The organism is Ideonella flava, from assembly GCF_051857595.1.
Lineage (GTDB): Bacteria > Pseudomonadota > Gammaproteobacteria > Burkholderiales > Burkholderiaceae_C > Ideonella.
Genome location: NZ_JBPZHD010000003.1, coordinates 322,877 through 335,083, shown reverse-complemented (window position 1 = coordinate 335,083; position 12,207 = coordinate 322,877). Strand labels below are relative to the sequence as shown.

General features: G+C 66.5%; 11 protein-coding genes. 7 read left to right on the top strand and 4 right to left on the bottom strand.

All coding sequences use genetic code 11. The features are described 5' to 3' along the window. Positions 1-15 precede the first annotated feature (15 nt). The 4 genes from ACS5PM_RS08285 to ACS5PM_RS08270 all read left to right on the top strand — a co-directional run bounded on the left by ACS5PM_RS08285 (position 16) and on the right by ACS5PM_RS08270 (position 5,260). Positions 16-1,620, top strand: a complete 1,605-nt coding sequence (locus tag ACS5PM_RS08285; RefSeq protein WP_439387121.1) for a hypothetical protein — start codon at positions 16-18, stop codon at positions 1,618-1,620. A gap of 5 nt (positions 1,621-1,625) precedes the next feature. Next, positions 1,626-2,609 (top strand): hypothetical protein, encoded by a 984-nt coding sequence (locus ACS5PM_RS08280; RefSeq protein WP_439387120.1) that lies wholly within the window; start codon positions 1,626-1,628, stop codon positions 2,607-2,609. Between the two features lie 175 nt (positions 2,610-2,784). Next, positions 2,785-4,251, top strand: coding sequence for a hypothetical protein (locus ACS5PM_RS08275; protein WP_439387119.1), 1,467 nt, complete (start codon positions 2,785-2,787; stop codon positions 4,249-4,251). A gap of 4 nt (positions 4,252-4,255) precedes the next feature. Continuing rightward, on the top strand, positions 4,256-5,260 hold the full coding sequence (locus tag ACS5PM_RS08270) for a hypothetical protein (RefSeq protein ID WP_439387118.1): 1,005 nt from the start codon (positions 4,256-4,258) through the stop codon (positions 5,258-5,260). A 386-nt stretch (positions 5,261-5,646) separates the two neighbouring features. Here ACS5PM_RS08270 and ACS5PM_RS08265 read toward each other — a convergent pair whose 3' ends face one another. Together ACS5PM_RS08265 and ACS5PM_RS08260 are read right to left on the bottom strand one after the other, a co-directional pair. Next, on the bottom strand, positions 5,647-6,594 hold the full coding sequence (locus ACS5PM_RS08265; protein WP_439387117.1) for a S1C family serine protease: 948 nt from the start codon (positions 6,592-6,594) through the stop codon (positions 5,647-5,649). A 209-nt stretch (positions 6,595-6,803) separates the two neighbouring features. Further along, positions 6,804-8,306 carry an FAD-dependent monooxygenase gene (locus tag ACS5PM_RS08260; RefSeq protein ID WP_439387116.1) on the bottom strand — a complete coding sequence of 501 codons (1,503 nt, stop codon included), beginning with the start codon at positions 8,304-8,306 and terminating at the stop codon, positions 6,804-6,806. A 336-nt stretch (positions 8,307-8,642) separates the two neighbouring features. Between ACS5PM_RS08260 and ACS5PM_RS08255 the strand changes: the two genes are divergently transcribed. Further along, positions 8,643-9,296, top strand: a complete 654-nt coding sequence (locus tag ACS5PM_RS08255; protein WP_439387115.1) for a two pore domain potassium channel family protein — start codon at positions 8,643-8,645, stop codon at positions 9,294-9,296. A gap of 118 nt (positions 9,297-9,414) precedes the next feature. Then, positions 9,415-9,654 (top strand): hypothetical protein, encoded by a 240-nt coding sequence (locus ACS5PM_RS08250; RefSeq protein WP_439387114.1) that lies wholly within the window; start codon positions 9,415-9,417, stop codon positions 9,652-9,654. A gap of 7 nt (positions 9,655-9,661) precedes the next feature. On the opposite strand, the gene ACS5PM_RS08245 is transcribed toward ACS5PM_RS08250, so the two are convergent. Both ACS5PM_RS08245 and ACS5PM_RS08240 read right to left on the bottom strand, forming a co-directional pair. Beyond that, positions 9,662-10,000: an antibiotic biosynthesis monooxygenase family protein gene (locus ACS5PM_RS08245; protein WP_439387113.1), complete on the bottom strand. Its 339-nt coding sequence runs from the start codon at positions 9,998-10,000 to the stop codon at positions 9,662-9,664. Positions 10,001-10,012: 12 nt separating this feature from the next. Then, positions 10,013-10,636 carry an FMN-binding negative transcriptional regulator gene (locus tag ACS5PM_RS08240; protein ID WP_439387112.1) on the bottom strand — a complete coding sequence of 208 codons (624 nt, stop codon included), beginning with the start codon at positions 10,634-10,636 and terminating at the stop codon, positions 10,013-10,015. Positions 10,637-10,725: 89 nt separating this feature from the next. Here ACS5PM_RS08240 and pdxR point away from each other — a divergent pair, with 89 nt between their 5' ends. Next, positions 10,726-12,207: a MocR-like pyridoxine biosynthesis transcription factor PdxR gene (gene pdxR, locus ACS5PM_RS08235; RefSeq protein ID WP_439387111.1), complete on the top strand. Its 1,482-nt coding sequence runs from the start codon at positions 10,726-10,728 to the stop codon at positions 12,205-12,207.

Sequence of the window (12,207 nt, the reverse complement as noted above, 5' to 3'; positions counted from 1 at the left end):
AGCGCAAGGGCAGGCATGTCATTTTCTCTGGACGATATCTACAGGTCCGTCAACCGCTGGCGCCAAGGCGCGAAGGAAGCGGCGATGGATGCCAAGCAGAAGGCCAACTGGGTCTGGAAAGCACTGCAAGGCGACTTCAATCCCCACCGCAGCATGGGCCAGATCGGCTTCGATACGGTGGTGTGCCTGGTGCCGGGCGTGGACACGGTGATGGACATCCGCGACCTGATCGCCGCCATCATCGCCATCGCTCGCGCACCGACCAGCGGCATGGCCTGGTTCTCGCTGGTGCTCACGCTGGTGGGCTTCCTGCCCGAGCTGGGCTCGGTGGCCAAGGGCGTGGTCTTGATCGTGTTCGTCAAGCTGCGTCCCCTGATCAAGGACATCGACGACCTCACGCACGCCAGCAAGATGGTCAAGCACCTCGACGAGGCCTTCGATGCGGCCTTGCCCGAGATCGTGAGCTACCTGCGCCATCCCAAGGTGCAGCAATTCCTCACCAAGGCCGGCGTGCCCGACGTGGTCAAGTGGGTCTCCGCCTCGGTGGCCAAAGCGGCCGCCGCCGTCGACACCGCCAAGCTGAAGGCCTTGTTCGACAAGAGCGCGCAGAACGTCAAGGACATCCTGAACGACCTGCGCCCCCTGCTGCCCGACAGCGCGGCTGCCAGGATCAAGGAGGTCACCGATGGCATCCTCACCGTGCAGCGCGGCTTCTCCAGGGCAGTGGACAGCTACATGGAGCCCTTGCGCGCCATGCTTCGCCGACTGGCCGAGCGGCTCGATGAGCTGCACTGGGTGGCGTACAGCCAGCAGATGAACAAGGGGTGGATCGCGCCGCTGTCGGAGCAGGGGGCGAAGAGGCTGATTGCGAAGCATCAGCCGGCTTGGGTGAAGACAAAGAAGCCCGTGCAGTTCAAGCAATTGAGGCCGGAGTTCTTCAGAAGAGATCCAATCTACAAAGACGGTATCGCGAAAGGCGCCCCCGAACTGGGTGATAGTGAGATCAAGAGTTTCGCCGCCGGTGTTAGGGCTCGCCGCCTGCGAGATGGTGAGACCCTGTACCGGGTAGTCGATCCCACCAGTGGTTCGCTGAGCAACTGCTGGATCACCGAATCGGTGTGGAAGGAGATCAACGTGGACCTCGAGAAGGCGCGAGGGATCTGGCGCGGCGGGCTCGCGGTGAAGCCGCACTGGAACCAGAACGGAACCTACGTGAAGTTCACCTACGACAAGGCACGCGACGGCGAGGTAACTGTGTGGGAAGGACCGACCGCCATGCAATGGCTCGGTGACGCAGAACGAGTGGAGGAGGGATTCTTGGAAGGCGGCCTGACTCAGGTGGTCTGGCACCCGACCGAACGTCCGCCCAAGGTCAATCAACTCAAGGACGCGGTACCGGACACGTTCGCCGTCGCCGATCCTGGCAAACGCGGCATTCAGTTCCCCGACATGGTGGAAGGCGGTGTCATCAAGGACGCTGCAGGCGAAGCCCAGCGCCACGGTTTGCGGGCCAAGATCAACGATCCGCGCATTGCGGGTCCTTTTGAGACTGGCTGGGGCTTCAAAGATTTCGAAGACCAACACGAGTTGATCGGATTGCCCAACCCGATGAAAGAGTAAACCCCATGCAGTTTCGCCGCGACCTGAGCCGCGAGGCTCATCTTTGGTACACGATCACTTCGGCTGACTTTGTCGGTCATGCCAAGCCACACTTGGAGGTGGCACTGGACGTGCTCCGTGACGGCATCAAGCGGGCACCTCTGGCCGCCGAGTACCCGCCTGTGCCTTATTGGGGGGGCGTTATCGAACACTTGCTGCTGTCGTTCGACAACGCCCTAATCGCTTTGCAGGCTGGCGAGTTCGGTCCCATGGTCACGCTCGTGAGCCGTCTAATGGACGTGCCGCGTGGATTAAGCGAATCAGTGCAGTGGTTGCCAGGGGAGGCCCATGCGCGAATGCTCAACTCCGTTGACTCGGCATACAGCATATGCAGCGAATTCCTCTCTGGGATCGCAATGAGCCAGATGTACCGAGATGATGGATACAAGGATGGCACGTCAGACTGGCACGATGACATGCCGGAGGACATGGGCATCCCGAGCAATGGAATCCTGGTGTACTACGAAGAGCCGCTCTACGGATGTGTTGGCCGCCCCTCCCACATTCCAGAGTACACCCCCGATACGAAAGTCGTCTGCAAGACCGGCGAGATCGTTCCCTGGACCGGCGTGTGGGTGCCTGTCTCTGGAATGGGAACCGCGGCCCTGGCGTTCGCCAGGCAAGGCATCCAGATCATGCAGCCCGCCTACGAACTGGCGCGAGAGTTTGCAGAGGATGAATACCTCGAAGCCACCAAGCTCGTCGACACCTCGTGGCACCCCGTCAAACCCACCGGCCGGATGATTCCTCTGCCGCCCGTTGATGCGGCATCAGCGAGTAGCGGATCTGGCCGCTGCAGAGCGGGCGACCCCTGCCCGCGCGAAGGCTACTGGTTCACCCCGGCGAAAGCCGGTAGCCGACGCCACTTTCAGCAGGGCGCGACGATGCCGGAGTTCAAGAGCGACTACGGCCTGACCATCTGGCAGTGGGATGACGATCAAGCGTCTTGAGGGCGCAGCGCGGCGTCATTCTTCAAGTGGCGCATTCGCGCAGTGCTTAGCCAGCGGCCCGGCTCGCCGGGCCGATCTCTCCACGTCGAACGGCAGAACTGTCGACCGCATTCGCTGACGCGAATGCTCAGGGGTCTGGGAAGCACTGCAAGGCGACTTCAATTCCCACCGCAGCATGGGCCAGATCGGCTTCGATACGGTGGTGTGCCTGGTGCCGGGCGTGGACACGGTGATGGACATCCGCGACCTGATCGCCGCCATCATCGCCATCGCTCGCGCACCGACCAGCGGCATGGCCTGGTTCTCGCTGGTGCTCACGCTGGTGGGCTTCCTGCCCGAGCTGGGCTCGGTGGCCAAGGGCGTGGTCTTGATCGTGTTCGTCAAGCTGCGTCCCCTGATCAAGGACATCGACGACCTCACGCACGCCAGCAAGATGGTCAAGCACCTCGACGAGGCCTTCGATGCGGCCTTGCCCGAGATCGTGAGCTACCTGCGCCATCCCAAGGTGCAGCAATTCCTCACCAAGGCCGGCGTGCCCGACGTGGTCAAGTGGGTCTCCGCCTCGGTGGCCAAAGCGGCCGCCGCCGTCGACACCGCCAAGCTGAAGGCCTTGTTCGACAAGAGCGCGCAGAACGTCAAGGACATCCTGAACGACCTGCGCCCCCTGCTGCCCGACAGCGCGGCTGCCAGGATCAAGGAGGTCACCGATGGCATCCTCACCGTGCAGCGCGGCTTCTCCAGGGCAGTGGACAGCTACATGGAGCCCTTGCGCGCCATGCTTCGCCGCCTGGCCGAGCGGCTCGATGAGCTGCACTGGGTGGCGTACAGCCAGCAGATGAACAAGGGGTGGATCGCGCCGCTGTCGGAGCAGGGGGCGAAGAGGCTGATTGCGAAGCATCAGCCTGAGTGGGTGAAGACGAAACGACCGGTGCTGTTTGAGCAGCTGGATCCAGATGACTTTCGTAAGGAGCCAGCCTATGTGAATGGGCTCGCCAAGGGGGCCCCGGAGTTGGGCGACAGCGAGATCAAGAGCTTCGCAGCGGGCGTGAAGTCTCGTCCTTTGCGCGATGGCGAAACCCTGTACCGCGTGGTCGATCCCACCAGCGGCTCGCTCAGCACCTGCTGGATCACGGAGTCCGTGTGGAAAGAGATCAACGCCAACCCTGAAAAGGCACGCGCCATCTGGCGCAGCAGGCTTGCCGTGAAGCCGGACTGGAATCAGAACGGCACCTACGTGAAGTTCACCTACAACAAGGCCCGCGACGGCGATATCACCGTATGGGAAGGAACGACATCCATGCAATGGCTTGGTGAACCAGACAAGGTGGAGCAGGGGTTCTTGGAGGGAGGCCTGACCCAAGTGGTGTGGCATCCGATCGAGCGCCCGCCCAAGGTCAACCAGCTCAAAGACGCCACCCCAGACACGTTCGCCATAGCCGATCCTGGCAAGCGAGGCATTCAGTTCCCCGACATGGTGGAAGGCGGCGTGATCAAGGACGCTGCAGGCGAAGCCCAGCGCCACGGTGTGCGCGCCAAGATCAACGATCCGCGCATTGCGGGTCCGTTTGAGACTGGCTGGGGCTTCAAGGATTTCGAGGACCAGCACGAGTTGATCGGATTGCCCAACCCGATGAAGGAATAAGTCAATGCAGATCTGGCGCGACCTGAGCCGCGAGGCCCATCTTTGGTACACCATCACCTCGGCTGACTTTGTCAACCATGCCAAGCCACAGTTGCAAACGGCACTTGATGTGATTCGTGAGGGTATTAAGCACGAACCCCTGGCGGCCGATTACCCGCCGGTGCCTTTCTGGGGCGGCGTGGTCGAGCACCTGTTGCTGTCTTTCGATAACGCCGTCATTGCCTTGATGGCCGGTGAGTTCGGTCCCATGGTCCAACTTGCCGGCCGCCTAATGGACGTTCCGCGCGGATTCAGCGAGTCCGTCCAGTGGTTGCCTAGTGAAGCCAATGCTCGCATGCTGAATGCTGTTGAGACGGCATACGGCATCTTCAGCAGATTCTTGCGTGGCCTAACGATGAGTCAGCGCTATTCCAGCGACGATTACAAGAATGGTTCCACTGCCTGGCGCTATGAATTGCCCAAGGATGCCGGCTTCGTGAGCAACAACATACTCCGCAACACGGAGAACTCCGTCTATGAAGTCGTGGGACGTCCCGCTTTGATTCCCGAATACGCCCATGACGCCAACGTAGTTTGCAAGACTGGCGACATCGTCTCGTGGACAGGTGTTTGGGTACCCACCACCGGCATGGGTACGGCTGCCCTGGCCTTTGCTCGCCAAGGCATCCAGATCATGCAGCCGGCCTACGAGTTGGCACGAGAGTTCGCCGAAGGCGATCACATCGAAGCCACCAAGCTGGTCGACACCTCGTGGCACCCCGTCAAACCCACCGGCCGGATGATTCCACTGCCGCCTGCCGGTGCGGCTGATGACGCACTGGCAGCGACATCAGCGAGCAGCGGATCTGGCCGCTGCAAAGCGGGCGACCCTTGCCCGCGCGAAGGCTACTGGTTCACCCCGGCCAAAGCGGGTAGCCGGCGCCACTTCCAGCAGGGCGAGACGATGCCCGAGTTCAAGAGCGACTACGGCCTGACCATCTGGCAGTGGGACGACGATCAAGCGTCTTGAGGGTTCGGCGCTGCGTCCTTCTTCAAATGGCATTCGCGCAGTGCGAAAGGCCGTTCGAGACTGGCTGGGGCTTCAAGGACTTTGAGGATCAGCACGACCTCATCGGCCTGCCCAACCCATTGAAGGAGTGAGCCTCATGCAACGAGACCTGAGCCGCGAGGCGCATCTTTGGTACACCCTGCGTCAGTAGCCATCCCTTCATCGGCGACTACCCACCTGTGCCTTACTGGGGTGGCGTGGTCCAAGATGCTGGAGGCCGGCGACTTCGGCGGAATGATCGTTTTCGAGGGCTAGCTCGGGACAGTGCCCCGCGGGTTCCACGAAGGGAACATTGGCCTGGATGGAGCGGCTCCGGCCACCAAGGCACGGTGCGCCGCTGGCAGTTGTCAATCGCCGAGCCTGGTGGTGGTCACCTGGGCCTCGAACGAGCTGCCAAGCCGCCAGACCTTCAGCCGGACGGCCTCGCCGGCGTGCTTGTCGGCGAGCATCGCCATCAGTTCTTCCATGCGAGCGACCGCACGGCCGTCGGCCTCCAGGATGATGTCGCCGCGCTGCAGCCCGGCCGCCTGGGCGGCTCCCTTGTCGAGCGTTTCCACGAGCAGCACGCCCTTTCCGCCCGGTATGTTGAGCGCCGAGGCCTGCTCGGCCGTCAAGGGAGCGCCCTTGATGCCGATCACCGCCCGATCCACCCGGCCCTGGGTGCGCAGGTCGCCTTCGACCCGCAGATAGGTGGCGACTGGAATGCTGAAGGTGGACTGCAGCAAGTTCTCGCGCGAGACGTAGCGCTCGGCATTGATGCCCACCACTTCGCCGGTGCGCAAGCGCACCAGCGGCCCGCCACCCATCGGCGGCAGCACCATGACCGTCGACTGCACGGCCGCGATGAAATCGGCACCGTCGAAAACCGCGCTCACCAGGCCCTCGGTGACGGTCACCTGCGAATGGCTGCCCAGCGCCGTCCGGCCGAGGGCAATGACCCGCTCGCCGGCCGCGAGACCCTGCACAGGGGCCACCTTCACGAACGGCGCGTTCGTCAATGCCACCTTGAGCAGCGCCACGCAGGATCGCTTGTCGACGCCGACGATCGAGGCCGCCAGCTTCCTGTCGCCGTCCAGGTGAACCGTGACCTCGCCGGGGCGGGACAGGAGCGAGCAGGAGGTCATCACCAGCCCATCGGCCGACACGAGGGTGCCGGAGCCGATCGACAGGCCCTTGGCGTCGAACAGGGTGGCGGGATGGAGCCCCGGATCGCTGGCGGCGGGCGCGGCGGGCGGCTGGGCGGCATCGGCGGGCTTGACGGAAATGCCCACGATGGCCGGGGCGAGCCTTTTCACGAGCTCCTCCGGCGCCCCCTCAGCGGTGGCCGCATGGCCCGTGCCAATGGCGACGAGGGCGATCAGCCAGCCGCCAAGAACCGGTCTGACGGGGCGTGGCGGGGAGGGTGGGGGGAGGCAGGGCAATGGCATGTGGTCTTTCGAGCAGTCGAGCAGATTGGGCGGTCCCGGTCATCCCGGTCGATCCGCCGGCCCAGGGTGGCGCATCTTCACATCGCCGGCGGCCCGCACCATTGGCGCAAGGCGTCACCAAGCCCCTGCACGCTGCCTTCACCGACCCAGGCCACGTGGCCGTCGGGCCGGATCAGCACGCCGGCCGGCGCCGTGACCGTCCCGAATCCGGCAAGCTCCCACGGGCCCTCGCATCGCACCTGCAGGCCCAGGACGCGCCTCGACCACGGCGCGGCCTCGTCCAGGAGGCCGCGTTGTTCAACCAGGCTGAGCAGGACCGGGCGGGCCGTGTGCAGCAGGCTGTAGACCCGGGCCGGGCCGTCGGCGGTGACGAGGTCCAGGTCCGGCATGCGCCGTCCCAGCAGCGGATGCCCTTCACCGAAGTCATAGCGGATGCCCAGGCCCGACAGGTCCCCGGCCAGGCGCTTGCGCGGTTCGTCCAGCACCAGCAGCTCGGCCAGGGTGTCTCGCAGGGCGCTGGTCTGGTCGTCCTGCCTGAAGAGCGCGGTGCCCGCCATGGCGTGCCGAACCGCGCGTGCGCCGACGGGGTGGCGCTCGGCGTGGTAGCTGTCCAGCAGGCTCTCGGGCGAGACGCCCTTCACCACCTGGGCCAGCTTCCAGCCCAGGTTCACGGCATCCTGCACGCCGGTGTTGAGTCCTTGGCCACCGACCGGCGAATGCACGTGCGCGGCGTCGCCGGCGAGCAGCACGCGCCGGTCGCGATAGGCCGCCGCTTGTCGGGCGGCATCGGTGAAGCGCGAGATCCAGGTCGGCGAATGCACGCCGTAGTCGGTGCCAGCAACCGCCACGAGGGCGTCGCTCAGCTCCTGCAGCGTGGGCTCGCCGCCGGCGCCGACCCGCGCCTCGGGCACCATCACCCGGATCGGGCCGCTGTCCTGGTAGACGATCTCGCCGTCGCGGATCTCATAGTCCCTCCTGCCGAAGGAATGGATGCCCAGCGCGCTGCGGTGGATGCCCAGCGGCGGCGCCTGGGTCATCTCCACCTCGGCGATCAAGTGGCTCGCCGTCGCCTCCGAACCCGGAAATGCGATGCCGGCGAGCTTGCGCACCGTGCTGCGCCCACCATCGCAGCCGACGAGATAGCCCGCACGCAGCGTCTGGCCGTCGGACGTCGCGAGGGTCACGCCGGTCTCGTCCTGGACCAGGCCGGTCACGGCGCGCTCCCGACGGAACGGCACCCCGAGCTCCTCGACCCAGCCGGCGAGGATGTCCTCGAAGCGGTTCTGCCACAGCCCCAGCGTGTAGGGATGGCGCGAAGGGAAGTCGGCCATGTCCAGCTTGATCGAGGCGAAGCCGCAGCGCTGCGCCACCTGCCCCTGCGAAAGAAAGCGATCCGCGATGCCGCGCTGGTCGAGGATCTCGATGGTGCGGGCATGCAGGCCACCGGCGCGCGAACCGGCCAGCGTCTGGCTCGGCCTTCGTTCGATGATCGCCACGTCGACGCCGGCCAAGGCGAGCTCGCCGGCCAACATCAGCCCCGTCGGCCCGCCGCCGGCGATGGCCACTTCGTGCGCGTTCATCGCCACGCTCCCTTGGCCATCGACGCGAAGAGGTCATCGCCACGTCCCCGTGGCTCGTGAATCGTCTGCATGGCCGCCCTCCCTGTTTCGCCGGGCCACCCGGCATCGAGCGGCGATTCTGGAATGGGGCCAGGGGCCTCGCGCAAGCCCCGCAAGGACCGATAAACTGGAGGCAACGCAGGAAGACGCGCCGCGCATCGGCGCCGATGGCGAGGCCGGCCGCCCTGGCCGGATGCAGCGCGAGGCAGGCCCCCTGCGCACGTCCTGGCGAAAGGACCGAGGGCTGGGTGCACAGCCGCAGGACGGACCAGATCTTCGAGGGAAGGAGACCGCCCGATGAGGCACCCGCTCAGCCCGACCCGCCACCCCTCGGCCATCCTGTTCCTCGTGCAGATGCTCGGGGTGCTGCTCTACCCCGTCATGGAGCAGGCGCCGCACGGGCAGATCGCACTGAACATCTTCGGCATCACGGTTCTCGTCATCACGACGCGCATGGTCAGGCGCACTCCGGGCATCACCTGGATCAGCGTGTGCCTGGCGCTGGCGATCATCGTGCTGCTGGCGCTGCAGTCCCTCTACGCCCTGCCCGGGCTGCTGCCCTGGTCGTCCGGGCTGGAGGCGCTCTTCTACTTCTATGCGGCCGGCAGCCTCATCGCCTACATGATGGAGGACTACCGCACGACGACCGACGAGTTGTATGCGGCCGGTGCCACCTTCACCTTGCTGGCGTGGGGCTTCACCCACTGGTTTGTGGCGACCCAGGCCTTGCAGCCGGGCGCGTTCGCGCAGCCCGGCTCGGCGGCGCCTCGAACCTGGTCCGACCTGAACCACCTGAGCTTTGCCTTGCTGTCGAGCACCGGCATGGGCTCCGTCGTCGCCGAGTCGCCCCATGCCCGGGCGATCGCGAGCCTGGAGATGATGGTGGGCGTGATGTACCTGGCCGGCGTCGTCTCCCGACTGATCGCCTTCACGACCCGGTCCCGGGAGTGAGGCCCCGGCACTGTCCTACGGGCGAATGGTCATGGCCCTGACAAGCCAGCCGACGTCTGGGTTGCACAGTGGCTGAAGGGCCGACACCGCCGACCCGCAGCAGCCACGGAGAAGCGACATGACCACACCCAACCCATCCGACAAGCCCGACCAGGACCGCCGCGACGACGACAAGGCGCAACCGCTGCAAGGCGAAGGCAATTACGCCGCGGCACGCCGCTACGACAAGGCGACCACCGACTTCACCCAGTCCGGCCAGGTGCCCGACGCCGCCCAGCGCGCGCAGCCCCGTTCGGACGAAGAAGCGCGCGCCATGAAGGAGGCCGAAGAGAAGGGCGCCTCCCACGCGAAGCGCTAGCGTCGCTTCACCCGCGCAGGGGCATCGCCACCTGCGCCAGCGGATGCGCGATCCCGCCGTCGCCGTAACAGCCCACGACCTGGGCGATGACGACCTGGTAGCCGTTCAGCCACTTCGCCTGGCGTTGCTTGGCACTGAGGTGGGCCGGATGGCTCATCAGCGCCTGCAGGGATTCCAGCGTGCGCCAGTAGTAGACGTTGCTGACCAGGCCGGTGGCGGGGTTCTCCCAGCTCTCTTCGCCGAGGTAGCCGGGAAGGGACTTGGCCAGCTCGGCGATGGCCTGGTCCAGCGCGTGGAACTCTTCGTCGAATCCGCGCGTGGCGAAGGTGAAGGTGGAGCTGTACATGGCCGGCGCTGCTCAGCTCGCCACACGCATCACGCGGGCCAGTTCTTCGTGACCGCGGGTCGCCAGGGCATCTGCGGCACCGAGGCGATCGCGCGGCTCCTTGTTCTGGCTGAGCTTGGACTTGCCGACCAGCGAGGTGACGGCGATCTCCAGGCCGACGATCTGGCGCAGCATGCCGTCGATGTAGTCCGGCGGCGCATCGGACATCTTCCACGGGCGGGGCTCGCCCGCCTCGTGCCGCCGCGTGAGCCGCGCGACCAGGCCCCTGACGAAGCGCTCGTCGTCACGCACCGTGAGCGTGCCGTGCGCATGCACCACCTCGTAGTTCCAGGTCGGCACCTGGCGATGCGCCTCCTGCTTGCTGGGATACCAGCTCGGTGAGACGTAGGCCTCGGCGCCGCGGAAGATCACCATCACCGGCGTGCCCGCCGGGCAGTGTTGCCACACGGGATTGGCTCGAGCCACGTGCGCGGTGAGCGTCCCCAGCGGACCCACGGCCGGGTCGAACTCGAAAGGGATGTGGTTGGCATCCAGGCCGGCAGCGCCTGCTGTCACGAGCGCGCCCAGCGGGTGCTCCCGGAGGATGGCATGCAGGGCCTCGGGGGCGGTGATGGCGAAGTGATCGGGGATGTACATCGCGGGCAGTGCAGTCTTGAAGGGCGGGCGGGCACCGTACTGTCGACTCGAACCGGCACAATCACAAGATCCAGTTTTCGAAGATCTCCATGGGCCAGTTGAAGGCTCCCGTGCGGCGGCCGGGTGCCACCGGCGCCGGGCGCCGCATCTACGACCTGCTGCGTGCCCAGATCGCCGGCGGCAGCCTGCCGCCCGGGGCCAGGGCGCCTTCCACGCGGGCGCTGGCGGCGGAGCTGGGCGTGTCGCGCACCACCGTCACCGCGGCCTACGAGCAGCTCGCGGCCGAGGGCTTCCTCGTCACGTCGGCGGGGCGCGCTGCGCGTGTCGCGGGGCCGCTGCTGCCGCGGGTGGCGCTGGTCACGAAGCGCAGGCCGGGCCGCCAGGCGTCCCTGTCGACCTTCGGCCGCCGGGTGGAGACGATGAGCCTGTCGGCACTGCAGCGCGCCGAGCCCGCCCGAATCGACTTCCTCTACGGGGCCGTGGCCTCGCATGACTTCCCTGCGTTGGCCTGGCGGCGCGCCTATCAAGCGGCCCTGCTGAACCGCCAGCACAGCCTGTACTACGCGTTGCCTGAAGGCGATGCCTCGCTGCGCCGGGCGTTGCAGGGCTATCTGGCCCGCGCCAGGGGACTTCACTGCGACGCAGAGCAGATCGTCGTGGTGCACGGCTCGCAGCAGGCCATAGACCTTTGCGCGCGGGTACTGCTGGATCCCCGGGATGCGTTCGTCTTCGAGGACCCGGGCTACCTGATGGCGCGGCGGTGTTTCGAGGCGACCGGCGCCTCGCTGCTCGCGACGCCCGTGGACGAGCAGGGTCTGGACACCGCACGCCTGCCGAGCGACAGCCGCATCCGGCTCGCCTACGTGACGCCGACGCACCAGTTTCCGCTCGGCGGCACGCTGCCCATGACGCGCCGGCAGGAGCTGCTGCAATGGGCGAGTCGGCATCGCGCCTGGGTCATCGAGGACGATTACGACGGCGAGTTCCGCTACGGGCAGCGTCCGATCGAGGCCCTGCAGGCCATGGACACCGAAGGGCGCGTGATCTATGTCGGCACCTTCTCCAAGGCGCTGTCGCCGCAGCTGCGACTGGGCTACCTGGTGCTGCCGCGCGAGCTCGTCCAGGCCTTTCGCCAGGCCAAGCAGCTGACCGATCGCCATGCACCGCTGTGGGAGCAGCGCGCGCTGGCCGCGCTCATCGACGACGGCAGCTATGAGCGACACGTGCGGCGGCAGCGGCGCCAGAACGAGCAGCGCCGCGCCGCGCTCATCGACGCGATCGAGCAGCGCTTGCCGTCCGACGCGCGCGTCGTGGGCGCAGCGGCGGGGCTCCATCTCGTGCTGTGCCTGCCGTCCCTGCGGCCGCAGGACGAATCCGCCGTGGTGGCCGCTGCCCGCGCGCGCGGTGTCGGCGTGTACCCCTTGTCGCCGCTGTTCGCCGCCCGCGCGCCGCGCCATCGGCCCCGTGCTGCCGGGCTGATCCTCGGCTACGCCGGCCTCACGATCCAGCAGATCCGGCAGGGCACGGGCATCCTCGCCGACGCGCTGGCCGGCCTGGCGGCGGCGGGCTGA

Coding starts and splice junctions, on each gene's coding strand:
- ACS5PM_RS08285 (WP_439387121.1), top strand. CDS start 16: ATGTCATTTTCTCTGGACGATATCTACAGGTCCGTCAACCGCTGGCGC.
- ACS5PM_RS08280 (WP_439387120.1), top strand. CDS start 1,626: ATGCAGTTTCGCCGCGACCTGAGCCGCGAGGCTCATCTTTGGTACACG.
- ACS5PM_RS08275 (WP_439387119.1), top strand. CDS start 2,785: ATGGGCCAGATCGGCTTCGATACGGTGGTGTGCCTGGTGCCGGGCGTG.
- ACS5PM_RS08270 (WP_439387118.1), top strand. CDS start 4,256: ATGCAGATCTGGCGCGACCTGAGCCGCGAGGCCCATCTTTGGTACACC.
- ACS5PM_RS08260 (WP_439387116.1), bottom strand. CDS start 8,306: ATGAACGCGCACGAAGTGGCCATCGCCGGCGGCGGGCCGACGGGGCTG.
- ACS5PM_RS08255 (WP_439387115.1), top strand. CDS start 8,643: ATGAGGCACCCGCTCAGCCCGACCCGCCACCCCTCGGCCATCCTGTTC.
- ACS5PM_RS08250 (WP_439387114.1), top strand. CDS start 9,415: ATGACCACACCCAACCCATCCGACAAGCCCGACCAGGACCGCCGCGAC.
- ACS5PM_RS08245 (WP_439387113.1), bottom strand. CDS start 10,000: ATGTACAGCTCCACCTTCACCTTCGCCACGCGCGGATTCGACGAAGAG.
- ACS5PM_RS08240 (WP_439387112.1), bottom strand. CDS start 10,636: ATGTACATCCCCGATCACTTCGCCATCACCGCCCCCGAGGCCCTGCAT.
- pdxR (WP_439387111.1), top strand. CDS start 10,726: ATGGGCCAGTTGAAGGCTCCCGTGCGGCGGCCGGGTGCCACCGGCGCC.